This is a genomic window from Lutibaculum baratangense AMV1, assembly GCF_000496075.1.
GTDB lineage: Bacteria > Pseudomonadota > Alphaproteobacteria > Rhizobiales > Tepidamorphaceae > Lutibaculum > Lutibaculum baratangense.
The window spans coordinates 78,797-101,840 of record NZ_AWXZ01000023.1 but is presented as its reverse complement, the minus strand read 5'-3'; the positions used below and the strand labels follow the sequence as shown (position 1 = coordinate 101,840).

20 protein-coding genes and 1 pseudogene are annotated in these 23,044 nt (G+C 69.7%); 10 read left to right on the top strand and 11 right to left on the bottom strand.

What is annotated here, in order from left to right:
* Window positions 1-4 precede the first annotated feature (4 nt).
* The 3 genes from N177_RS09110 to N177_RS09100 are packed head-to-tail and all read left to right on the top strand — an operon-like array spanning window position 5 to window position 3,575.
* Window positions 5-1,981 (top strand): TRAP transporter permease, encoded by a 1,977-nt coding sequence (locus tag N177_RS09110; RefSeq protein WP_023432016.1) that lies wholly within the window; start codon window positions 5-7, stop codon window positions 1,979-1,981.
* The gene (locus tag N177_RS09105; protein ID WP_023432015.1) at window positions 1,978-2,175 is read left to right on the top strand and encodes a hypothetical protein; all 198 of its coding nucleotides are present in this window, start codon (window positions 1,978-1,980) and stop codon (window positions 2,173-2,175) included. Before N177_RS09110 ends, N177_RS09105 begins: the two co-directional genes overlap by 4 nt.
* Window positions 2,172-3,575 (top strand): amidase, encoded by a 1,404-nt coding sequence (locus N177_RS09100; protein ID WP_023432014.1) that lies wholly within the window; start codon window positions 2,172-2,174, stop codon window positions 3,573-3,575. The genes N177_RS09105 and N177_RS09100 overlap by 4 nt, the downstream gene beginning before the upstream one ends.
* Window positions 3,576-3,812: 237 nt before the next feature.
* Here the strand turns inward: N177_RS09100 and N177_RS09095 are convergent.
* A pseudogene (locus N177_RS09095) lies at window positions 3,813-4,250 on the bottom strand (CoA transferase); the annotation flags it as partial.
* A gap of 293 nt (window positions 4,251-4,543) precedes the next feature.
* On the opposite strand from N177_RS09095, the gene N177_RS09090 reads away from it, so the two are divergent.
* Window positions 4,544-5,698: a 5-(carboxyamino)imidazole ribonucleotide synthase gene (locus N177_RS09090; protein WP_051402311.1), complete on the top strand. Its 1,155-nt coding sequence runs from the start codon at window positions 4,544-4,546 to the stop codon at window positions 5,696-5,698.
* Window positions 5,699-5,766: 68 nt separating this feature from the next.
* Window positions 5,767-6,732, top strand: a complete 966-nt coding sequence (locus N177_RS09085; protein ID WP_023432011.1) for an alpha/beta fold hydrolase — start codon at window positions 5,767-5,769, stop codon at window positions 6,730-6,732.
* Here N177_RS09085 and N177_RS09080 read toward each other — a convergent pair.
* Together N177_RS09080 and mgtE are read right to left on the bottom strand one after the other, a co-directional pair.
* On the bottom strand, window positions 6,656-7,255 hold the full coding sequence (locus tag N177_RS09080) for a DedA family protein (RefSeq protein ID WP_040485461.1): 600 nt from the start codon (window positions 7,253-7,255) through the stop codon (window positions 6,656-6,658). The genes N177_RS09085 and N177_RS09080 overlap by 77 nt on opposite strands.
* Before the next feature lie 75 nt (window positions 7,256-7,330).
* Window positions 7,331-8,641 (bottom strand): magnesium transporter, encoded by a 1,311-nt coding sequence (mgtE, locus tag N177_RS09075; RefSeq protein ID WP_023432010.1) that lies wholly within the window; start codon window positions 8,639-8,641, stop codon window positions 7,331-7,333.
* Between the two features lie 541 nt (window positions 8,642-9,182).
* On the opposite strand from mgtE, the gene N177_RS09070 reads away from it, so the two are divergent.
* A complete protein-coding gene (locus N177_RS09070) occupies window positions 9,183-9,554 on the top strand; it encodes a response regulator (RefSeq protein WP_040485460.1) in 372 nt (123 codons plus the stop codon).
* A gap of 17 nt (window positions 9,555-9,571) precedes the next feature.
* Here the strand turns inward: N177_RS09070 and N177_RS20570 are convergent, their stop codons facing one another.
* The 3 genes from N177_RS20570 to N177_RS09055 all read right to left on the bottom strand — a co-directional run bounded on the left by N177_RS20570 (window position 9,572) and on the right by N177_RS09055 (window position 13,729).
* Entirely contained in the window at window positions 9,572-11,602 is a 2,031-nt protein-coding gene (locus N177_RS20570; RefSeq protein ID WP_023432008.1) for an HWE histidine kinase domain-containing protein, read from the bottom strand.
* A gap of 202 nt (window positions 11,603-11,804) precedes the next feature.
* Entirely contained in the window at window positions 11,805-12,773 is a 969-nt protein-coding gene (locus N177_RS09060) for a sensor histidine kinase (protein WP_023432007.1), read from the bottom strand.
* A 140-nt stretch (window positions 12,774-12,913) separates the two neighbouring features.
* Window positions 12,914-13,729, bottom strand: coding sequence for a response regulator (locus tag N177_RS09055; protein ID WP_023432006.1), 816 nt, complete (start codon window positions 13,727-13,729; stop codon window positions 12,914-12,916).
* A 259-nt stretch (window positions 13,730-13,988) separates the two neighbouring features.
* On the opposite strand from N177_RS09055, the gene N177_RS09050 reads away from it, so the two are divergent.
* The 3 genes from N177_RS09050 to N177_RS21005 all read left to right on the top strand — a co-directional run bounded on the left by N177_RS09050 (window position 13,989) and on the right by N177_RS21005 (window position 15,347).
* Window positions 13,989-14,252 carry a NepR family anti-sigma factor gene (locus tag N177_RS09050; RefSeq protein WP_152527881.1) on the top strand — a complete coding sequence of 88 codons (264 nt, stop codon included), beginning with the start codon at window positions 13,989-13,991 and terminating at the stop codon, window positions 14,250-14,252.
* A 49-nt stretch (window positions 14,253-14,301) separates the two neighbouring features.
* Window positions 14,302-14,859 carry a sigma-70 family RNA polymerase sigma factor gene (locus N177_RS09045; RefSeq protein ID WP_023432004.1) on the top strand — a complete coding sequence of 186 codons (558 nt, stop codon included), beginning with the start codon at window positions 14,302-14,304 and terminating at the stop codon, window positions 14,857-14,859.
* Window positions 14,860-15,194: 335 nt separating this feature from the next.
* Entirely contained in the window at window positions 15,195-15,347 is a 153-nt protein-coding gene (locus tag N177_RS21005) for a DUF3309 family protein (RefSeq protein WP_023432003.1), read from the top strand.
* Window positions 15,348-15,381: 34 nt separating this feature from the next.
* Here the strand turns inward: N177_RS21005 and N177_RS09035 are convergent, their stop codons facing one another.
* Both N177_RS09035 and N177_RS09030 read right to left on the bottom strand, forming a co-directional pair.
* A complete protein-coding gene (locus N177_RS09035) occupies window positions 15,382-17,046 on the bottom strand; it encodes a thiamine pyrophosphate-binding protein (RefSeq protein WP_040485489.1) in 1,665 nt (554 codons plus the stop codon).
* A gap of 67 nt (window positions 17,047-17,113) precedes the next feature.
* A complete protein-coding gene (locus N177_RS09030) occupies window positions 17,114-18,307 on the bottom strand; it encodes an NAD(P)/FAD-dependent oxidoreductase (protein WP_023432001.1) in 1,194 nt (397 codons plus the stop codon).
* Window positions 18,308-18,452: 145 nt separating this feature from the next.
* On the opposite strand from N177_RS09030, the gene ade reads away from it, so the two are divergent.
* Window positions 18,453-20,171: an adenine deaminase gene (gene ade, locus N177_RS09025; RefSeq protein WP_023432000.1), complete on the top strand. Its 1,719-nt coding sequence runs from the start codon at window positions 18,453-18,455 to the stop codon at window positions 20,169-20,171.
* A gap of 5 nt (window positions 20,172-20,176) precedes the next feature.
* Here ade and N177_RS09020 read toward each other — a convergent pair whose 3' ends face one another.
* From N177_RS09020 to N177_RS09010, 3 genes are read right to left on the bottom strand one after another with little or no spacing between them, the layout of a single operon-like run.
* Window positions 20,177-21,469, bottom strand: a complete 1,293-nt coding sequence (locus N177_RS09020; RefSeq protein ID WP_023431999.1) for a TRAP transporter large permease — start codon at window positions 21,467-21,469, stop codon at window positions 20,177-20,179.
* Complete coding sequence (locus tag N177_RS09015; protein ID WP_152527880.1) at window positions 21,469-21,933, bottom strand: TRAP transporter small permease; 465 nt, start codon at window positions 21,931-21,933, stop codon at window positions 21,469-21,471. The genes N177_RS09020 and N177_RS09015 overlap by 1 nt, the downstream gene beginning before the upstream one ends.
* A gap of 53 nt (window positions 21,934-21,986) precedes the next feature.
* Window positions 21,987-23,006 carry a TRAP transporter substrate-binding protein gene (locus tag N177_RS09010; protein WP_023431997.1) on the bottom strand — a complete coding sequence of 340 codons (1,020 nt, stop codon included), beginning with the start codon at window positions 23,004-23,006 and terminating at the stop codon, window positions 21,987-21,989.
* Window positions 23,007-23,044 lie beyond the last annotated feature (38 nt).

Below are 23,044 nucleotides of genomic sequence, written 5' to 3'. Positions count from 1 at the left end.
TGCGATGGCCAACGAGACGCAGCCTGACGCTCGGGACCACGACCATGAGCTGGAGGAGGGTCTGGGGACCCGTATCCTCGCACGCCCCTTCGGGCTCGTCTTCACGCTGATCGCCGTCGCCTTCTCGCTCTTCTACGTCTACGCGGCCGGCCCTGCCTGGTTCGGCCGGATCGGCGTCGGCCTCTATCGCGGGGCGTTTCTGCTCCTCGCGCTGACAATGGTCTTCCTGATCTATCCGGCGCGCAAGGGCTCCCCGCGGAGCCGTCCGAGCCTGCTCGACCTCGTCTTCATCGCGATGACGGTCGTTTCGTTCGGCTACTTCATCGTCGAGTTCCAGAACCTCGTCCATCGCGTCGGCTACTACACCCAGGCCGACTTCTGGATGGCGCTGATGGCGACCATCGTCTCCATCGAGGCGACGCGGCGGGTCATGGGGCTTATGCTGCCGATCGTGGCGATCCTGTTCCTGCTTTACGCCGTCTACGGCAACCTCCTGCCGCAGGACATCTCGCACCGCGGCTACGAATGGGGGCGCGTTCTCACGAGCATGTTCTCGCAGGAGGGCATGTTCGGCCTCGTCCTTCAGGTGACGGCCGCCTATGTCGTGCTCTTCGTCGTCTTCGGGGCGCTGATGAACAGGTTCGGCGCCGGCGACTTCTTCGTCCGCCTGCCCTACGCGCTCACGGCCGGCTTCCGCGGCGGCCCCGCGAAGGCGGCCGTCCTCGGCAGCGGGATGATGGGCATGATCTCCGGCAGCGCCACCGCGAACACCGTGGCCACCGGCACCTTCACGATTCCCCTGATGATCAAGGCGGGCTACCGGCGCCATATCGCGGGGGCGATCGAGCCGGCCGCGTCGACCGGCGGCATGTTCATGCCCCCGATCATGGGGGCGGCCGTGTTCATCATGGCCGAGATGATCCGCGTCCCCTACGTCGACATCATGGTCGTCGCGCTGGCGCCGGCCGTCCTGTACTTCGCTTCCGTCGCGGCCATCGCCCATTTCGAGGCGGCCCGGGAGGACATCCCGCGCATTCCCCGCGACCAGCGCGAGAGCCCGTGGCAGATCTTCAAGGAGGGCTGGTACTACCTGATCCCGATCGGCGTCGTCATCTACCTCATGCTGTCGGGCATGTCGCCGTCGCGCGCCGTCTTCTTCACGATCCTCCTCTTCATCGCCATCGGCTCGCTCGCGCGACTCATCAAGAAGGACGCGGGCACGAGCTATGGCGCCGTGCTCATGTCGATCCTGCGCGACATCGTCCTCGGCCTGAAGGAAGGCGCGCTGAACGCGCTCGCCATCTCGGCGGTCGTCGGCACGGTCGGCATCATCCTCGGCATCGTGTTCCTCACCGGCCTCGGCTTCATCTTCACGACATCCATCATGCAGTTCACCTTCGGGCTGATGCCCGTCGGCATCCTGCTGGCGCTCGTTGCGTCCTATATTCTCGGGATGGGGATGACGGTGACGTCGGCCTACATCCTCATGGCGATCCTGATCGCGCCCGGCCTCGAGGCCCTCGGCATGTCGGCGCTCGCCGCACACATGATCGTCTTCTGGTACTCGCAGTCCTCGAACATCTCGCCGCCCGTCTGCATGGCCGCCTTCGCCGGCGCCTCGATCGCGAGATCCGACCCGATGCAGACGGGGTTCGCGGCGCTCAGGTTCTCGTTCTTCCTGTTCGTGATCCCGATCCTCTTCGTCTACACGCCGATCCTCATGCCCGACGGCCTGACCTTCGGCGCGGCGCAGGCGATCGTCACCTCCTTCATCGCCGTCGTGCCGGCAGCGGCCGCCGTCTCGAACTATTTTCTCTGCCGGACGACCCTGATCGAGCGTGTCCTGCTCGTCGTGTCGGCGATCATCCTCATGTTCCCGCAGCTCGTCCTGAACGTCCTGGGTCTCGTGATCTTCGGCGCGGTCTACATGATGCAGAGGCGCCGTGCCGGCGGCGGAAGCCTGGCGGGAGCCGCGACATGAAGGATACCGCGCAGCAAGAGGCGCTGTTCGACCAGACTCTCGCGGCCCTCGGCATCGAGCCGACCGCGCACGACCGGCAGCGTCTGTGGACGAGCTACCTCAAGCAGCAGGAGCTCGCGGCGGCGTGGACCGGGCGCCTCGACCCCGCCGCCGAGCCGGCGCTGGAGTTCCGCGCGACGGGCGAGTCGCCATGAGCGACATTCATGCTCTGAGCCTGACGGAGCTCGCCTCGCGGCTGCGCGACGGCCGGCTGGGCGCCGTGGAGGTGACGGAAGCCTTCCTCCGCCGGATCGAGGCGCTGAACCCTCGCCTTCACGCATTCCTCGATCCCGGCGCGGAGCGGGCCCTGTCCGAGGCGGCCCGGCGCGACGAGGTGCGGGCGAAGGGAGGCCCGCTCGGCCCGTTGCACGGCGTGCCGGTGGCCATCAAGGACATCATCGACGTCGAGGGCACGCCGACGACGGCGAATTCGCGCGTCACGGTCACGGAATGCGCCGCCGAGGACGCCTTCGTCGTCGCGCGGCTCCGGCGGGCGGGCGCCGTCATCCTCGGCAAGACGGCGCTGCACGAATTCGCGACCGGCGGTCCCTCCTTCGACCTGCCGTGGCCACCGGCCCGCAATCCCTGGAACCAAGACCATCATCCCGCCGGCTCGTCCTCCGGCTCCGGGGCGGCGGTGGCGGCGGGGCTCGCGCCAGCCGCCCTCGGCACGGACACGGCCGGATCCGTCCGTCATCCCGGCACCGCCTGCGGCATCGTCGGCATGAAGCCGACATACGGCGCGATCAGCCGGCGCGGCGTCTTTCCGCTGGCGCAGTCGCTCGACTATGTCGGGCCGATGACGCGCGGCGTGGCCGACAACGCCCTCCTCTTCGACGCCTGCGTCGGCCATGACGGCCGCGATCCGACGAGCGCCCGTGACGCGAGGCCGGTCGGCCCGATCGACGGCGGGATCGAGGGCATGCGGATCGGCGTGATCGAGGAGTTCGGCCGCGAGGCGCGGGACGAGATCGCCGCCGCCTTCACGGAAAGCTGCGAGACGCTGCGGCGCCTCGGCGCGCGGCTGGTGCCGGTCGAGATCCCGCCGCTCGAGGACTTCGCGGACTGCGGCCGCCTGATCATCCAGGCGGAGAGTTTCGCGATCCACAAGAAGTGGCTGCAGGAGCGCTACCACGACTACGGCTGGCGCGCCCGCACGAAGATCCTCTCCGGCGCCTTCGTCGACGCGGCGACCTACCTGCAGGCGCAGAAGCTGAGGCGGGTGCTCTGCGAGGAGCTGGCGCGCGCGATGCGAGGCCTCGACGCCGTCGTCTGCGTCTCGAGCCTCGAGCATCCCGCCAGGATCGACGACGACGAGGCCGTCGACGCGACCTATGACCGCCAGGCCCGCACCCCGTTCAACCTGACGGGCCAGCCCGCCATCTCCGTGCCGGCGGGCCTCTCCGCCGACGGGCTGCCGCTCGGCATGCAAATCGTCGGCAGGCCCTTCGACGAGCTCACCGTCTACCGGGTCGCCATGGCGCTCGAGCGGGAGCGCCCGTGGGCACATCTCTGGCCCCCTCTGGCGGCTCCCGAGGCTTCGCCGGCCGGATAGTCCAGCGGCGGGCCGAGGCTCGCTCGGTGCCGACGTTGATGGGCTGGTCCGGCGACGGTCCAGTCGCCGCCCATTCTCTGTCCGAGGGCAACGACACGCCGAGCGGCGCCACGACGGCGGACGCCGACGGCACCGGAGCCGGTCCAGGCCCCGCGTGCGGGCTCCTTCCCCCGATCCTGCCCGGTGCCCTCAATCGGATGTCGCGTTCGAGGTGGCGGCGCGGCTCGAGGTGTGGGCCTACGGCTCGTCCGGCCGCAGCTCGGCCAGAACCGCCTCCGAATGCTCGCCCAGGGCCGGAGGGGGCGACATTCTGTGCCCCTCGCGGCTTCCGTCGACCCACACCGGATTGCGGATCGCGCGGACCCGCCCCTCCGTCGGATGATCGAGGTCCATGAACGTTCCGAGGTGCCGGACCTGGGGGTCGTCGAAGACCTCCGGCACCTTGTAGACGGGCGCGAAGGGCACGTCGCTCCGCGACAGACGGGCCTCCCATTCCGCGAGAGGCCGGGTCTGGAAGACCGTGCCGGCCTCCCGGCTGAGCTCGAAATAGTTCTCGATCCGGGCACTCCGCGTGGCGAAGCGGGGATCCTCGGCGAGGTCTGGCCGCTCGATCGCGTCGAAGAAGGCGCGCCAGAACTTCTCCTGCGAGGAGAGGTGCACGTTGACGAGCCGGTGGTCGGAGCACCTACCGGGCGGCGAAGATCGGCGAGCTGCGCATGCGTGCCGGCATGCGACCGTCGCCGCCGGGGCGACCGGTCGTGGCGGGCGGTGCGGCCGGCCCCGCGACGGGTGAGCCTCCCGCCTCCGTTGCCCTGCCCGGTTCCGGCATTAGTTGCCCATGGGACGCGGCGAATCGTGCAAGATTCTCCGTGCGGTAGGCGGGTCGTTGGATCGCGTTGCGTTCCGGGCGGCATGCGCGATAGCGCGACCCGATCGATGCGGCACGAGACAGGGAAGCGACAGGCGACGTGACGAGCCAGCAGGAGGTCTTGGCGGCGGGCGCCGCGTGCGGAGGCGACGCCCGGTCGGGGACGGTCGTCGTGCACCGGAGCATGCCGCCGTTGCAGCGCGACCGGCTCTATCCCGTATACCGGCGGCGGCTCCACGATCTCGTGTTCTACGTCGTCCCGGCGCTGATGTGGATCGCGCTGTCGCTGCGCCACATGAGCGTGACCCTTCCCACCGCCGCGAACCCAAAGATGGAGGTCGGCGGCCTGTGGGGCGAAAGGAAGTCGCAGGACCTCCGCCTCTTCGGCGAGCGCGCCGCGAGGCGCCTCGCGCCCTATGTCGCGTTCAGGGCCGAGGGATCGGCCGACGACCTCCCGACGGCGCTCGCGCGCCTCGGGGAGGCGGGCCTCGGCTTCCCGATCGTCGTGAAGCCGGACCGCGGCTACCAGGGCTGGGGCGTGCGCAAGGTCGAGGGGCCGGACGAGCTCGCGGCCTATCTCGCCAACGTCCTGCCGGGCACCGGCCTCATTCTCCAGCGCTTCGTCGCCCATGACGGCGAGGCGGCCGTCTTCTACATCCGCGAGCCCGGCGCGAGCCACGGCCGCATCGCCTCGATGGTGCTGACCTACGCGCCCCACGTGGTCGGCGACGGCTCCTCGACGCTCGAGGCGCTGGTCGACGCCGACCCGGTGCTCGCCGGCAATCGCGCGGTCTACCGCGAGCGCCACCGCGCGCGCTGGCGGACGGTCGTCCCGGCGAACGAGGTCGTGACGCTGACGGTGGCGAGGAGCGCCCGCCTCGGCGCGGTCTATCGCGACGCGGCGCATCTCGTGACGCCGGAGCTCGAGCGGACGATCGAGGAGATCGCGCGCGACATCCCGGAGTTCCACTTCGGCCGCTTCGACCTGCGCTTCAGCTCGCTCGAGGCGCTGCGCCACGGCGAGGGGCTGTCGATCCTCGAGCTGAACGGCGCGGGCGCCGAGATGCTGCATATCTGGGACGGCCGCACCCGCCTCCGCGACGCCTACCGTATCCTGTGGCGGCAGTACCGGACGCTCTTCGCAATCGCCGCGGAGAACCGGCGTCGCGGCCACCGCCCGGCCGGCATCGGAACAATGCTGGCGCTCCAGCGCCGGCAGGAGCATCTTCGCCGGGCCTATCCGACGAGCACCTGAGCCAGGCCCCCGACATGCCCCCCGGATGGCTGCCCAGGCATCTCTACGGTCGCAGACGAAGGCGAAGAATGATCCTCGATGCTCTCCATTGTCCGGCTCCCGCCGAGGTCGTCGTGATCGAGGCGCAGGCCGCCGGCCCCGCCGAGGCCGCGATCGACGCGCTGCTCGCGCCGCTGCAGCCTTTGCGCGAGCAGTTCGTGGCGATCACCGGCTTCGGCCTCGAAGACGAGGAGGCCGAAACCTCCCGCGCCGTCAGGCGCGCGGCGGACGGCGCGGACGGCGGCACCTCGCTCAGCTACCTCGCCGCGGGCAATCCGCGCGGGCAGAGGATCGTGTTCATCCACGGCAGCCCCGGCGTCGCCGAGGAGTGGGGGCGCTTCCTCGTGAGCGTGCCGCGCGACCGCTACCATCTCGCCGTCGACCGGCCGGGCTTCGGGCAGAGCCTTCCCGAGGAGCCCGTCGTGGAGCTCGGCCGGCAGGCCCGGGCGATCGCGCCGCTTCTGCGCGCCGACGACGCGCCGAAGGCGGTGCTCGTCGGCTATTCCTATGGCGGGCCGGTGGCGCTGCGGCTCGCGGCCGACTACCCCGACAGGATCGGCGGCGTCCTCCTGATCGGCTCGGCCGGCGATCCCACGGAGGAGGAGGTCCACCCGCTGCAGGAACTGGCCGCGATCGAGATGTTCGCCGGCCTCCTGCCGCTCGAGCTCGCGAACTCGAACACGGAGCTCGTGGCCCTGAAGGGCGAGCTCGAGACCCTCGCCGGCAGCCTCGGCGCCATCGAGGTCCCCGTCACGATCGTGCAGGGGCTTCAGGACACGCTCGTGCCGCCGGAGAACGCCGTCTACCTGCAGCGGCAGCTCCGGGCGACCTCGGTGCGCGTCGTCCTCGTCGAGGACGGCGACCACTTCCTGCCCTGGACGCACGCGGATCTCCTGCGGAGCGCGCTCGACTGCGTGGTCAGCGACAGCCGGGCGGAGGGCCCTCCGGCGTCTCCGCCTCCCGGGCGGCCTGCCGGCGCGCCGCGATCCGACTGAGCGCGACGACGCCGACCGCGAAGGCCGCGACGATCACCCAGCCCCACTGCTCGAACAGCTCGAACAGGATCAGGTCGAGCCCGTAGACGCTCCAGAACAGCACGTTGACGTAGACGAGCGCGATGCCCGCGTTGACGAGCGCGAAGCGCGCGAAGCCGACCCGCAGGAAGCCGCTCGCGACGAAGACCGGGAAGAGCAGCCACGGCACGAGCCGCGCCATCAGCCCCGCGCCGAGCGCGCCGCGGTGGAGGATCCGGCGGCCGCGCTCGATATAGTCGGGCCCGATCCACGCGCGCAGCCTCTCGCTGCGGCCGGCCGCCGCGCCCAGGCCGTAGAGCAGCCAGTCGCTGGCGACGATGCCGAGATAGAGCGCGCCGATCGTCACCGGCAGGGACAGTTCGCCCGCCGCGGCGATGCCGGCGCCCGAGAGGATCGCCGCCTCCTCGAGCAGGAAGGGCGCGACGAAGAGCAGCCCCGCGAGAACGAGCGGATGCCCGACGAACTGTGCGAACCACGTTTCCATGCGCCCCCTATAGACGTATTCGCCGGGCTTCCCGAAGGCGCATCGCACCCGCCGCCCGCACTCGGGCGGACAGTGTCACACCCCGAGCACGGCCCGCGCGACCATGAAGTAGATCAGGAGCCCCGTCGCATCGACGATCGTCGTGACGAAGGGAGCGCTGAACACGGCCGGGTCGATCGAGAGCTTGCGCGCGAGAAGCGGCATCAGCGAGCCCACGAGCGCGGCGAGGCCGCAGATCGCGACGAGGGTGATCGCCACCACGAGAGCGATGGCCCCATCGAAGAAGACCGAGACGATGACGTAGCCCGCGATGGCGATCGCGACGCCCATCAGGAGGCCCGTCTCGACCTCCCGCAGCGCGACCTTGAGCGCGTCGCGCGGCCGCACGTCGCGCACCGCGAGCGCGCGCACGATCGTCGTCGCCGACTGGGCGCCCGTGTTGCCGCCGATGCCGATGAGGAGCGGAATGAAGAGCGCCAGCGCCACGACGCTCTCGAGCGTGTCCTCGAAGGCGCCGAGGACGTTCACCGTCAGGGTCGCCGCGATCGCGAGCACCGACAGCCACACGATGCGCGAGCGCACGAGGCGCAGGATCGACACGGAGAGATAGGGCCGCTGGATCGGCTCCGAGGCGCCGGTGCGCGCGAAGTCCTCGCCCTCCTCGAACTCGAGCACCTCCATCGCGTCGTCGAAGGTGATGATGCCGACGAGCCGGTTCCCCTCGTCGACGACCGGCACCACCATGAGGTCCGCCTCCTTCATGAAGCGGGCGACCTCCTCCTGGTCGTCGGTCGCCTGCACGGCGGGCACGTCCGTCGAGGCGAGGTCGGCGATGGTGCTCGCCTCGTCGGCGAGGACGAGGGCTGCGAGGTCGACCGTGCCGAGGAGACGCATGTCCTCGGCGGCGACGGGCATGAAGTAGATCGTCTCCGCCCGCCTCTCGCCGGCCCGCACGGCGGCCAGCGCGTCCGCGACCGACATGGCGGGGTGAAGGCGCACGAACTCCGGCGTCATGATCCGCCCGGCGCTCCCCTCGGGATAGCGCAGGAGCGCCATGGTGAGGGCGCGCTCCTCTTGCGTCAGCACCTGGAGCAGGCGCTCGGCCTCCTCCTCCGGCAGGCGGCCGAGCAGCCTCGCGCGGTCGTCGGGCTCCATCTCGTCGAGGAAGGCCCGCCTCGTCTCCGGCTCGAGCGCCTGCAGCACGTCCGCCTGGCTCGAAGGCTCGAGCAGGCCGAACACCTTCCCCGCCTTCGCCGGCGGCAGGCCCCGGAACGCCGCACGTCTCTCCTCGCCCGCCGCCCGGTTGAGCGCGGAGGCGATGGTCGAAGGGTCGAGCCCCTCGAGCGCGTCGAGCCTCGGATCGTCCGTCGGCAGGTCCGTCCGCATGCGCTGCCTCCTGTCTGCCGGGCGGGGTCGGGGAAGGCACCCGCGAGGGGTGCCGAGAGGGATGACGATCCCCGAACGCGAGCCCCCGCCACTTCGTTGCGGCGTCCGCCGAAACGTCCCGGGGCTCGCGCTCTCACGTCAGGGCGGTGGAGTGGACCTCGCAGGCCGTCGCAAAGGGCTAAAAAAATCCGGCGCGCGCGAGGGAACCCATCCTGCCGCCTCGCGTTCACCACCAGCAGACGCATGGTCGAAGGCACCGGCAGGAAGCGCCGGAGGCATTTCTTTTGCGAAACGGTCGCGGAGGATTCCGCGGCCGATCTTTGTGTTCTGGGTTGCGATCGACCCGAATGGGAGATCCTGCGGCAGGTTAACGATTTGCGCACTTTTTGCGTGAATTTTGCTTCGGTTCGAAGCAAAGTCTGCCCCGACGATGGGAATGGTGTTCGGCTTGAGATATCCGCGTGTCATGGCGGCTCAAGGGCCCTTCGGCCTTGTTGGTCACGCTGCAGGTCCCTCACCATGGTCTGGAGAAGCCGTGAACATGAGCCTTGGCGGAAAACGCGTGCTCGTCGTCGAGGACGAGATGCTGCTGGCGCTCGATCTCGAGGAAGGGCTGCGTGACGCGGGCTGCGAGGTGATCGGGCCGGCCGGGAGCGTCCGCTCGGCGCTGCGTCTGGCGCAGAACAGCGACATCGACGTGGCCATACTCGACGTCAACCTCGCCGGAGAGCGGGTCTTCCCGGTCGCCCAGGTCCTTTCGGAGCGGGGCATCCCCTTCGTCTTCGCGACGGCCTATGCCGGATCCGACGAGCTCTACCCCGCGGAGGTGCGTGACGTGCCGCGCCTGGCGAAGCCCTACACGGTCGGACAGGCGGTGGAGACGCTCGACCGCATGGTCGGCACGCCGGGCTGAACGCTCGCCCCGCGGCGTCAGGCCGCCGCCGCCTCCTCGCGCTCGTCCGGATGAAGCGGGATGACGAAGCGGTAGACCACTCCCCGTCCGCCCCACGCCACCTCCGCCTCGCCGTCGTGCTGATGGGCGACGGCCCGGGTGAGAAACGTCATGCCGAAGCCCTTCTTGGACGGCTTCTCGACCTCCCGGCCCGCATCCTCGTCCCACACGAACACGAGCTGCTCGCTCGCGCCCTCCTCGGCATCCTCCATGGGCTCGACCCGCGCGGTGATGTGGATCCGGCCGGCATCGTTCGACAGGGCGCCGTGCTTGGAGGCGTTGGTCGCGAGCTCGTTGACGAGCAGGGCGACCGTCTGGGTCTCGGCCGAGCTCAGGCGCTGCGACGGCACGTCGATCTCGATGCGGCCTTCCGCCGCGTCGGCATAGGGCGACAGGGTCGCCGAAACGAGATCGGCGAGATCGGCGCCCGACCAGCTCGTCTTGAAGAGCTGGTCATGGGCTGTCGCGAGGGCCCGCAGCCGGCTCTGGTAGAGGATCATGAAGCTCGGCAGGTCCGACACGTATCGCGCGGTCTGATCGGCCAGGCTGCGGGCGAGCTGCAGCGTGTTCTTCACGCGGTGCGCGAGTTCCCGGAGCAAAAGCGAGCGCGCCTCCTCCGCCTGCTTGCGCGGCGTCACGTCCTGCACGACCGCGACGATCCAGACCGCCCTGCCCACCTGATCGCGCAGGACCGTCGCGCTGAGTTCGCCCCACAACTCGCCGCCGCCTTTCAGGCGGAAGCGGCGCTCGGAGAAATAGGAATCCCGCTCCCCGCGCAGGAGCGCCTCGAATGCGGGATCGAGGGCGCCTTCCGTTCCCTCGGCGAGCACCATGCGGAAGGTCATCTGCTCGAGCTCGGAGCGGGGGAAGCCGAGCATCTCGCACAGGCGCAGATTGACCCGGCGAAAATGGCCGCTTCCGGGCACGATCTCGCACTTGCCGGCGCCTCCCTCCTCGAACAGCGCGCGAAACTCCCCCGTGCTGCGTTGCAGGGCCGCCGTCTGGCGGTCGACCTCGCGCTGCAGATCGTCGGCGATCAGAAGATGGTGGCCGCGGTCCGCGAGAAGCGAAACGAGGCCGCTCAGGATCAGACCCGCCAGGAGGGTCAATCCTGCGAGCTCGTAGGCCTGGGCGTAGGAGACGACGACCGCCACCTGCCACTGCCGCGCACCGATCGGGACATCGGCGGTCGCGAGTTCCCCGGGTCCGCTCGCCTCGGCGGGGGGAGAGAGCGGCACGGCGGCGGCGGGATCGGTGACGTCGCGAATCTCCGCCGATTCCGTCCACGCCTTCTGAAGCCGCGTCCCGCTCAGCAGGCTGCTGAGCTCGAGAACCGCCCCGACGAGAGGCTGTCGTCCCGGTTCGGCGACCTGCCCCGGGCGGACCGGGAGCATCAGTACGACGAAGCGGCTGTCCCCGACGCTCACCAGCGGGGACAATGCGGGCCCTCCCGTCGTGCTCGCCAGCGTCGCGGCGACGTTCAAGACGTCGTGCTGGAGGAAATCCACACCCTGGAGGAAGGCGAGCCGGTCGGAGCCGGCGAAATAGGCCACCGGCAGATAGACCGAGCGAGCGCCGGCCGAGATGCGTTCACCCCCCGCGCGCAGATCCGAGACCGGAACCCCGTGACGGGCGAGGAAGGCCGCCTCGAAATCGGGCCGCTCGCCCGCCGTGACCGCGGGCAGCCAGATGAGCGCGTCGGCGATCGGCTGGGGACCGAGAGAGGTCGCGAAAGACGTGAACTCGCCCGCCCCGGGAAGGTCCGCTCCGCGCATCCGCCCGGCGGTGGCCCGGATGTAAGCCTGTGTCAGCCCCACGCGCTGCCGGAGCGAATCGGCGAGGTCCACAGCCTGCAGCTCCGCCACCGCCTTGGCGCTGCTTCGGGCCTGGGCGAAGATGATCGCGGTGACGAGCAGTGTCGTCAGTATGCCGACCAGGAGCACGGCCTTGCCCGTCGCCGAGAAACCCTCGGCGCCGCGCCTGAAAGCCCTCGGCCTCAGACGGTGCATCCGGCCGTACTCTCCTCGCTCGCCGCCGACAGGCCACGCGTCTCTTCACCTGGCGACGGCCGGAACCCGGCAGAGTGCGCCGTGGCAAGGTTGGCTCGCCCCCCGCGCAGGAGGCGTCGGGACCACGGCGAGGAAGGTAAGGGCCTCGTCCCCACGCCGCAAGCCGGCACGCGCCCTTTGCCGCACCGCGCCTGGGCCCGCGTCACTGCAGCAGCGTCCTCTCCGGAGCCTCGAGGCGGTAGGAGACGCCGTAGGGTTCGAAGCGGAGCTCCGCCTTCCCCCCGACCGCGGCAGGCACGATCTGCTCGAGCATCAGCCGGCCGAAGCTCGTCGCTCGCGGCGCCGACACGGGAGGACCGCCCCGCTCGCGCCACTCGAACACGACGCGGCGTCCGTTCGCGTCCGGGGTGCGGTCCCAGCTGATCTCGACGTGGCCGCCTGTGCCCGAGAGGGCGCCATGGCGAATGGCGTTGGTCGCCAGCTCGTGCAGGGCGAGGCCGAGATGCTGGGCGGCGTTCGGCGACAGGAAGATGTGGGGGCCGGAGACGTTGACGCGCGAGCTCGGCCAATCCGCATAGAGCGTCACCTGGGCGCGGGCGAGCTGGTGCAGCGTCGCCCCCCGCCACTCCTCGTCGGTGATGATGTCGTGCGCGCGCGCGAGGGACTGGAGCCGCCCGGAGAAGCGGCTGACGAACTGCTCGACCGAGGGAACGCCCCGCGCCGTCTGCGACGCGATCGACTGGATGACGGCCATGAGGTTCTTCGACCGGTGCGCGAGCTCTCGCAGCAGCACGCGAAGGTGCTCCGTCGTCTGCCGCCGGTCCGTGATGTCCACGCTGACGCAATTGACACCGATCACGCCCCCCGACTGGTCGCGCCAGGGATCGATCTTCACGTCGTACCACCGCGGGCCGTCGTCGCCCGCCGTGAAGGGAACCTCCGTCCACAAGCCCTCGCCGCGCTCCAGCACCTGCCGCTTGATCGTCGCCATGCGGGCGCCGAAGGGCGAGGGGAAGACCTCCTCGTCCGTCCGGCCGATGAACCGGTCCGCCGACAGATTCTGTGGCGGATTGACGATCCAGGCATATCGCAAGTCGTTGTCCTGGCTGGAGACCGAGATGTTCGAGACCTCGATCGCCGCCTGGAGCCGCCGGATCATCTCCGCGGACATGGCGCCTCCTTCACGGACCACATCCGCGGTTTTGCCCTCTTGCGTCAGATCCGAGCTTCCCGCCATCTCTCCTGTCCAGGCATCTTCGGCCGGCCCAGGGGACAACGTGGCATGTGGAGTGTAGGTTTCCGCTCACCCGCTCATGCTGTCTGATCTTCCGCCCTGGCGCCAGCCTTGGCCTCGAAGAACAGCGCCTGGCTGATGACGGCGGTGACCATGTCGGGCTGGAAGGGCTTCGTGATCAGGAAGGCGGGCTCGGGCTTCTCGCCCGTCAGGAGACGCTCCGGATACGCCGTGATGAAGATCACCGGGACCTGGTAGTCCGCCAGCATCTCGTTGACGGCGTCGAGGCCCGAGCTTCCGTCGGCGAGCTGGATGTCGGCCAGCACGAGCCCGGGGGGATGCTTGCGCACCGCCTCGATCGCCTCGGTGTGCGTGCGGGCGATGCCGGAGACGCGATGGCCGAGATTGGTCACGAGGGCCTCGATGTCCATCGCGATGATCGGCTCGTCCTCGATGATCAAGACGTCGGTCGCCATCTGCTCCGCGATCTCGGAGCCGACCTCGTCGATCAGCCGCGAGGTCTCCTCCACCGAGAGGCCGAGGATTTCCGCCGTCTCCTTCACCGTGAACTCCTCCACGGTGACGAGAAGGAAGGCCTGGCGGTGGAGCGGGGCGATCGCGCCCAGCCGGCGGTTCGCGTGCTGCTCGGTTCCTTCCCCGAGGCCAGCCTCCTCGAGGTTGAGGTCGATCGACTGCCACAGGCTGCAGAAGGTCTTGTAGAGAGCGACACGCATGTCGGTGTCGCGCGGGACGATGCTCGGATCGGCGACGATCGCCTCGAGGACCGCCGCCACATAGGCGTCACCGCTCGACTGGCTCCCGGTCAGGGCACGCGCGTATCGCCGGAGATACGGGATGAGTGCGCCGACCTGTTGCGCCATGGATTGCGACATGAATGAAACCCCTCGACCAACACAACGGAAGTTTAAGCACGGACATGGTCGCCGCGCCCAGAGGGCACGACGACCTTTTTGTCGGTTGGCGAGGGAACGTTCGTGGCGGCGGATCGTTCCGTTGCGACTGTTATGTTCTCGTGCAGGTGGAGAAGCGGGGGAGCCGGTGGCTGCGGAACTTCCGGGCGCGGCTCGCCGTTGCACTTGCTAAGATGACACCGCTTTGCGACCGGCATCGCGAGGGGTGGGGGGAAAGACGGTGACGCGATCCCGCGACAATGATCAAGCGACGAGTGAGGATATGAGCGCCTCGTACGAAGCCAGTTCTCCGAAGGAGGTCCGTGCGCCGCAAGGCGACGGAGGACGCGCGCGGCTGGAGCCGCGCGTGCAGTCGGCCTTGGGGCGTGAACTCCGCGCCCTTTATGACGGGGTGGTCAGCCAGCCTGTGCCGGATCGGTTCGTGGAGCTCCTGAACGCCCTCGACGAGAAGGCGCAGGACGGTGAAGCCGACGAGAAGAAGTAGTCCGCCGTTGACAGCCACGAACAAGCGACGCGCAGCCGGGGACACTCACATGTCCGTTTCACCTCAGCTACGAAAACAGCTCCTCGACCTGATACCCAGCCTCCGCGGCTTCGCGGTTTCGCTGGCGGGCGACACGGAGCGGGGCGACGACCTGGTCCAGGAGACGCTCGTCAAGGCATGGGCGAATTTCGGCTCCTTCACGGAAGGGACGAACCTCAGGGCCTGGCTCTTCACCATCCTGCGCAACGAGTTCTACTCGCAGATGCGCAAGCGCGGACGCGAGGTCGAGGACGTCGACGGCATTCATGCCGCCAAGCTGGCCGTCGCGCCGTCGCAGCAGTCGCAGGTGGATCTGACGCATCTGCGCAAGGCCCTGAACGAGATCCCCGCCGACCAGCGCGAGGCCCTGATCCTCGTCGCGGCGTCGGGCTTCTCGTACGAGGAGGCGGCCGACATCTGCGGCTGCGCCGTCGGCACGATCAAGAGCCGCGTCAACCGGGCGCGCACCCGGCTCGGGCAGATCATGCAGGTCGACGACGAACATGCGGCCTTCGGCCCCGACGAGGTGAGCGAGGCGGTCGTGGGAGCGAACTTCGCCACGAGATAGCCGCCAGGCCTGAGCAGATTGAAGGGCGCGGTTCCGGAAAGGAGCCGCGCCTTTTTCTTTGCCGGCTCCACCGGCGCCATGGCCAGAGGCCCAGAAAAAGAAACGGCCCGCAGCCGGGGGGAAGCTGCGGGCCGGTAGAAGCGGACGGTGGGGGCCGTCCGCAGTGTGGAGGGGCACCCTAACAACAGCGACGGCTCTGCCCCGGTTCCGGCCCGCTTCGGAATTTTTTGCGGGCCCCGGCATTCCCACCGCGACCCGCAGGATCAGGAACTTCCGGTCGCCTCCCGACGTTCGATTTCGGACGCAAGATCTGTCGTTCAAACAGGAGCCGAAGAATGCTCGAGACAATCCTGATCGTGCTGCTCGTCCTGATCCTGATCGGCGCCCTGCCGAGCTGGCCCTACAGCCGCGGCTGGGGCTACATGCCGAGCGGCGTCGTGACGATCCTCCTCATCATCCTGATCATCTACCTCGTGCGCGCCGCCTGAGGCCGCACCGGCCGCGCCGCGCCGGCGCGGCCGCTCATGCCTGGCGCGCCAGCGCGGCCGCGCGGATCTCGCTCAGGCTGGCTCTCGGCGTGATCGCCTCGGGGTCGAGGCGCACGTGGATGATCGACGGGCGACCCGACCTCACCGCCGCCTCGAAGGCCGGCGCAAACTCCTCCGTCCGCTCGACGAGATACCCCTCGCCTCCATAGGCCCGCCCCATCGCCGCAAAATCGGGATTGGTGAGCTCGGTGGCGCTGATCCTCGTCGGGTACTCGCGCTCCTGATGCATGCGGATCGTGCCGTACATCGCGTTGTCGACGACGACCACCACGATCGGCAGGCCGTATTTCACGGCGGTGGCGAACTCCTGGCCGTTCATCAGGAAGCAGCCGTCCCCGGCGAACGCGACGACCTGCCGCGAGGGATGAAGCCGCGCCGCCGCGACGGCGGCCGGCGTGCCGTAGCCCATCGAGCCGGAGGTCGGGGCAATCAGCGTGTCGAACTTGCGGAACCGGTAGAAGCGATGGATCCAGGTCGCGTAGTTGCCGGCCCCGTTCGTCATGATGGCCTCGGGCGGCAGCACGTCCCGCAGGTGGCGGACGATCTCGACCATCTGCACGTCGCCCGGCCCGTGCGGCACCGTCTCGCTCCACTCCAGATACTCCGCGTGGGCCTCGGCGACCCGCTTCGACCTCGCCTCGGAGGGCGGGAAGTCGAAGCCTGTCGCCTCGTCGGCGAAGGAGGCGGGGTCCGCCTGGATCGCGAGGCTCGCGGCGTAGACGCGGTTCAATTCCTCCGCGCCCGGATGGACGTGGACGAAGGTCTGGCGCGGCCGCGGGATGTCGATCAGCGTGTAGGAGGACGACGGCATCTCGCTCATGCGCCCACCGACGAGGATCAGGAGGTCGGCCTCCTTCACCCGCTCCGCGAGCTTCGGGTTCGGGCCGATGCCGACGTCGCCCGCATAGTTCTCGTGGAGATGGTCGAAGAGCCCCTGCCGGCGGAACGAGCAGCCGACGGGCAGTCCGGCGCTCTCGGCGAAGCGGGCGATGTCCGCGACGGCCTGTTCGCTCCAGCGGCTGCCGCCGAGGATCATGAAGGGGCGCTCGGCCTGCTCGATCATCTCCGCCAGGCGGAACATCTCGTCGCGGCCCGGGCGGATCGCCGGCGCGACGGCGCGCGGCGTCTCGACCGCCTCGGCGAGCTCCGTCAGGATGTCCTCGGGCAGCGACACGACGACCGGCCCCGGCCGGCCGGACATGGCGGTCGCGAAGGCGCGGTGGACGAGCTCGGGGATACGGGCGGGATCGCGGATCTCGACGACCCATTTCGCCATGCCGCCGAAGAACTGCTCGTAGTCGACCTCCTGGAAGGCCTCGCGGCCGAGCATGCCCCTCTCGACCTGGCCGATGAACAGGATCATCGGCGTCGAATCCTGCGCCGCGATGTGCACGCCGGCCGAGGCGTTCGTCGCGCCGGGCCCGCGGGTGACGAAGCAGATGCCGGGGCGGCCCGTCATCTTGCCGTAGGCGTCGGCCATCATCGCCGCCCCGCCCTCCTGACGGCACACCGTGACCTCGATCGGCGAATCGACCAGCGCGTCGAGCACCGCGAGATAGCTCTCGCCCGGCACGCAATAGAGGTGGTCGACCCCTTGCGCCTCGAGCGCCTCGACCAGAATCCGGCCGCCCGGCCGCAGGCTGTTCGTCGTCATGTGAGCAAGATCCAAGGAAGGGAGGGAAGGACGAAGTCGGGAGAGCCTAGCCTCACACGACGTTCTTTTCCACGAGCCGGCGGTTCTCGATGAGCCGGTCGTAGGCGAGGGGCTCAAGGTCGAGGCTCCTGTAGGCGCCGTGCACGATGAGCTCGGCGAGGCCGCGGCCGACGGCCGGCGACTGCTGCAGCCCGTGGCCGGAGAAGCCGGCGGCGATGAAGGCGTTGTCGTGGCCCGGCAGCCGGCCCACGAAGGCGTTGTGGTCGAAGAGGTTCATGTCGTAATGCCCCGCCCAGGCCCGCCCCGGCCGGATCGTCTCGAAGGCCGGCACCCGCGCGGCGAGCGTCGGCCAGAGCACCTCCTCGAAGAAGCCGTGCTCCACCTCGAAGTCGCCCTCGGCCTCCGGATCGTTCTCGGGCCCGGGCGCCGCGCCGCAGATGAAGCCCTTCCCTTCCGGCCGCACATAGGCTCCGCCCGGCTCGATCAGCAGCGGGCAGCCCGCCACCTCGTCGCGGCAGTCGAAATAGAAGACCATCCGCTTGCGCGCCTCGATCGGCGGCGTCAGGCCGAAGGGTGCGCAGAGCGCCCGCGCCCCCGAGGCACCGGCCGCGTTGACGAAGGCGCCGCAAGCGATGCCCGCGCCGTCGTCGAGAACCGCACCGATGACCCGGCCGCCGGCGACCTCGACATCCACGACCCGCGCCGCCCTGTACTCGACGCCGAGCGAGCGCGCCTTGCGCCTGAAGGCCTGCATCAGCCCGTAGCCGTCGAACCACCCTTCGCCGGTGCGGCCCCAGCTTCCCGCCGCGATGCCCTCGACCGAGAGCCAGGGGAAACGGCCCTGCAACTCGTCCGGCGTCATCAGCGCGATGTCGGCGCCGCGCGCCGTCTGCAGCTCGTGGTTCTCCCGGAGCTGCCGCGCGCCGGTCTCCGTCGCGAGGAAGAGGTAGCCGCCCTCCTTCAGCCCGATCTCCGGCCGGTCGCCGTCGACGGCGAGGCGCTCCCCCACCTCGCGCAGGAAGGCGATGCCGTAGAGCGAGATGTCGATGTTGATGGCGGTGGAGTATTGCTGGCGGATCGAGCTCGCCGAGAGCGCCGAAGCCGCGAACCGGTAGCTCGGGTCCGGCTCGCAGACGAGGATGCGGCCGTCGAAGTCGGGCTCGCTCGCCAGGAAATACGCGACCGCGCTGCCGATCACGCCGCCGCCGGCGATCACCACGTCGAAATTGTCTTCCGCCTGCCTCACGAACGGCCTCCCACGCAGACAAGAGGCGTGACCGTTACCGCGTCGGCGAACGGCGCGCGAGGGGTCTCATGCCGCAGGCTCGACATTCACCCATGCGGCGGGCTGGTCTAGGATCCCGCCGGCGCAGAAAAGGGAGGCAGGACGCATGTCGCACAGGGAGTTCCTCGAACGGGCGATCGCCGCGGGGCGTGGCGAGCGTCCGGCAGACCTCGTCGTCAGGAATGTCGACCTGCTCGACGTCATCACCGGCAGCCTGACGAGGACGGACATAGCGATCGTCGGCGACCGCATCGTCGGCACCCACCACGCGTACGAGGGCGAGACGGAGATCGACGGCAGCGGCCTCTTCTGCGCGCCGGGCTTCATCGACACGCATCTCCACGTCGAATCGTCCTGCGTGACGCCGCTCGAGTTCGACCGCTGCGTGCTGCCGCGCGGCATCACGACCGCGATCTGCGACCCGCACGAGATCGCGAACGTCCTCGGGCTCCAGGGCATCCGCTACTTCCTCGACTGCGCCGGCGCCATGGCGATGGACCTGCGCGTGAACCTTTCCTCCTGCGTGCCGGCGACCGATTTCGAGACGGCCGGCGCCGAGCTTTCGGCGGACGATCTCGCCCCGCTGATGGACCACAAGAAGGTGATCGGCCTCGCCGAGTTCATGAACTTCCCCGGCATCCTTCACCGCGCGCCCGGCGTCATGGACAAGCTCGACGCCTTCTTCGGCCGCCACATAGACGGCCACTGCCCGCTCCTCTCCGGCCGCGACCTCTGCGGCTACGTCGCCGCCGGCATCCGCACCGAGCACGAGGCGACGACGGCTCAAGAGGCGCGAGAGAAGCTCGCGAAGGGATTACGCGTCCTCATCCGCGAGGGCTCGGTCTCGAAGGACCTGCACGCCCTCGCCGGGATCCTCGACGAGAACACGTCGTCCTTCGTCGCCCTGTGCACCGACGACAGGAACCCGCTCGACATCGACGAGGAGGGCCATCTCGACCACATGATCCGCACGTTGATCGCCCTCGGCCGGCCGCGCCACCACGTCTACCGGGCGGCGAGCTGGTCGGGCGCGCAGGCCTTCGGGCTTCGCGACCGCGGCCTCGTCGCGCCGGGGCAGCGGGCCGACATGGTGCTCCTCGACGACCTCGACGCCTGCAGCGTCCGCCAGGTGATCGCCGGCGGCCGGATCGTGAACGACGAACTGTTCGCCGCGCGCCCGCACGTCGAGCCGGTCGGGCTCACGTCGATGAAGGCGAAGCGCGTGACGGGCGCCGATTTCCAGGTGAAGGCGTTCTCGGGCGAGACGCCCGTCATCGGCGTCGTGCCGGGCCGCATCATCACCGAGCGTCTGCATATGACGCTGCCGCAGGCCGACGGTCTCGCGCAGGTCGATCTCGATCAGGACGCCGTGAAGGTCGCCGTCGTCGAGCGGCACGGCCGCTCGGGCTCGATCGGCGTCGGTTTCGTCAACGGCTTCGGCCTGAAGCGCGGCGCGATCGCCTCCTCCGTCGGCCACGACAGTCACAACGTCACCGTCGTCGGCGCCGACGACGGGGACATGGCGCTTGCCGTCAACCGGCTGGGCGAGATCGGCGGCGGCTTCGTCGTCGTGGAGGGCGGCGAGGTGAAGGGTGAGATCGCCCTGCCCGTCGCGGGCCTCATGAGCCTCGAGCCCTTCGAGACGGTGCGCGACACGCTCATTCCGCTGCGCCGGGTCGCCAAGGACCTCGGCTGCACGCTCGCCGAGCCGTTCCTGCAGGTCGCCTTCCTGCCGCTGCCGGTGATCCCGCATCTCAAGATCACCGACCGCGGCCTCTTCGACGTCGACGCCTTCGACTTCGTGCGGCAGGAGGCGGCAGAGTAACAGCCCTACCCCATCGTCCTTGGAATGATCAGCACGAGCGCGGGAAACGCGAGGATGATCGCGAGCCGGACGAGGTCGGCCAGCACGAAGGGCACGACGCCGCGGAAGATCGCCTGCATCGGCACGTCCTTCATGACCGAGTTCAGCACGAAGACGTTGAGCCCGATCGGCGGCGTGATGAGGCTGATCTCCGTGACCACGACGACGAGGATGCCGAACCACACGAGGTCGAAGCCGAGGCCCTGCACGATCGGATAGAAGATCGGCACGGTGAGGAGCACCATGGACAGGCTCTCCAGCACGGTTCCGAGGAGCACGTAGATCACCAGGATCGCCGCCAGCACCGCGACGGGCCCCAGGTCGAGCCCGTCGATGAAGGCGGTCAGGTCGCGCGGCAGGCCGGCGACGTTGACGAAGTTCGTGAACATCGTCGCGCCGATCAGGAGGAAGAACATCATGGCGGTCGTCGCCGCCGTGTCGATCAGAACGGCGTAGAGGCTCCGCAGGGTGAGCGCACGTCTGAGCAGGGCGATCACGAAGGCGCCGAACGCGCCGATGCCGGCCGCCTCGGTCGCGGTGAAGACGCCGAGATAGATGCCGCCGATGACGACGACGAACAGGACGAGCACCCCGCCGACACCCCGCAGGGCGCGCAGCCTGTCCGCGAGCGGCAGGCGCTCCGCCGCTCGGCCCGCCTCCGGCTGGAGAAAAAGCGTCAGCCGCACTGCGGCGAGGTAGAGCAGGATGCCGAGGATCCCCGGCACGAGGCCCGCGAGGAAGAGCTCGCCGATGCTCTGCTGCGTCGTCACGCCGTAAAGCACGAGGATGACGGAGGGCGGGATCAGGATGCCGAGCGTGCCGCCGGCCGCGATCGTGCCGGCGGCCAGCGAGGGCGCGTAGCCGTAGCGGCGCATCGGCGGCATGGCGACCTTCGCCATGGTGGCTGCCGTCGCGAGCGACGAGCCGCAGACGGCGGAGAACCCGCCGCAGGCCATCACCGTCGCCATCGCGAGCCCGCCCTTCCTGTGGCCCAGCCAGGCCTGGCTCGCAGCGTAGAGCTTGTCGGCGAGGCCCGCCTGGACGATGAGGTTGCCCATCAGGATGAACAGGGGCACCACGGAGAGCTCGTAGTTGAGGCCGGTCTGGTAGGCGATCTGGCCGAGCATCGCCAGCGCCGCCGTCGGGTTCAGCAGAAGCCCGACCCCGATCCCGCCGACGAGAAGCATCCCCACGGCGATCGGCAGACCGCAGAGAAGGAGCGCGAGGAGGGCGAGGATGCCGATGAGCCAGGCCTCCATCACCGCCGCCCCCGGATCGCCCCGAGGAGATGCGAGACCGCGAGAGCGACGAGAATGAAGGCCGTCAGCCCGGCCAGCACCGACATGGTCCACGCCAGCGGCGCCATCGGGATCCGCAGCAGCGAGGTCGTGTCGCCATAGGAGGCGAGCCGCATCGCCTGCACGCCGAGCTGCCGCGCGACGACGATGAAGACGGCCGCGCTCAAGGCGCTCGACAGGGCGCCGTGGAGCGCCGCGGCCCTGCCCTTCAGCCGCTCGGACAGGAGCGTCACGGAGACGTGCTCCTCCTTCAGCGTGACGAGGGGCAGCCCGGCGAAGACCGTCGCCGCGAGCAGAAGCTGGGTCAGCTCGAAGGCGCCGGGAAGCGGAGTCGCGAAGAGGTAGCGCCCCGCGACGTCGACGGTCGTCACGAGCATCATGGCGAGAAGGAAGATCGCCGCCCCGAGGCCCAGCGAGAGCGACACGCCTCGCTCGAGCCGGACGGGAAGGTGCCTCGTGCCGTCGCCAGCCAAGGCGCTCAGTTGCCGTAGGCCTCGACCCGGTCGCGCAACGCCTGCAGCGCCGCCTCGCCGTCGACGCCCTTCTCGGCCATCTCGCCGAAGACGCGCGCCTCCACGGGCTTCAGCTTCTCCGCGATGCGGGCGACCTCGTCGTCCGAGAGGGTGACGAAGGAGATGCCCGCGGCCACCATCTTCTCCCGGCCCGCCGCGTCGGCCGCATCCCAGGCCTGGCCCGCGCGCCGCGCGAAAGCCTCGCCCGACACCGACATGACCGCCTCCTGGTCCTCCGGCGAGAGCCCGTCCCAGACGGCCTCGTTCATGGCGACGAAGAAGCTCGTGTTGTAGAGGCCCCGCGGGACGATCGCACCGTGCCTGACGATGCCGTCGAGGCGGAAGAAGGGCACGCTCTCATGCGGGAACAGGATGCCGTCGGCGATGCCGGCCGACAGGATCTCGTAGGTCTTGCTCGACGGCTCGAGGAGCGGCACGGCGCCGAGCTCCTTCGCGATCGCGTTCACGATGCCGCCGCCGGTGCGCAGCTTCAGCCCCTGGAGGTCGTCGATGCCGTCGACCTCGGTGCCCGTCGTGTAGACGTGGCCGGGCCCGTGCGCGAACACCGAGAGCACCTTCACGCCCCGATGCTCCCCGGCCTCGGCCAGCATCTCCTCGTGGAGGCGCCAGTAGGCGACCGAAACGGCCTCGGCGGAATCGCCGAGGAAGGGCAGCTCCGCCACCTGCGTCAGCACGAAGCGGCCGGGGGTGTAGCCGTGCACGCCGTAGCCGACATCCGCCTGGCCGGTCGCCACGATGTCGAACTGCGCCTGCGGGGGCCCGAGCGGCGCCTCCATGATCTCGACCTCGACGCGGCCCTCGGTCGCGTCCGAGACCGCCTCGGCCCAGGGCCTCATCATGTCCGCCACGATCGGGTGGGACGGCGGCAGCCAGTTCGAGACGCGCAGCCTCGTCTGGGCGTCCGCGGGAGCGAGCGAGCCGGCGAGGACAACGGAGGCTATCAGGGCGGCGGCGAGTGTCTTCATGATGCACCGGCTTGCGAGGGAGAACGGCCGCCGCGGAC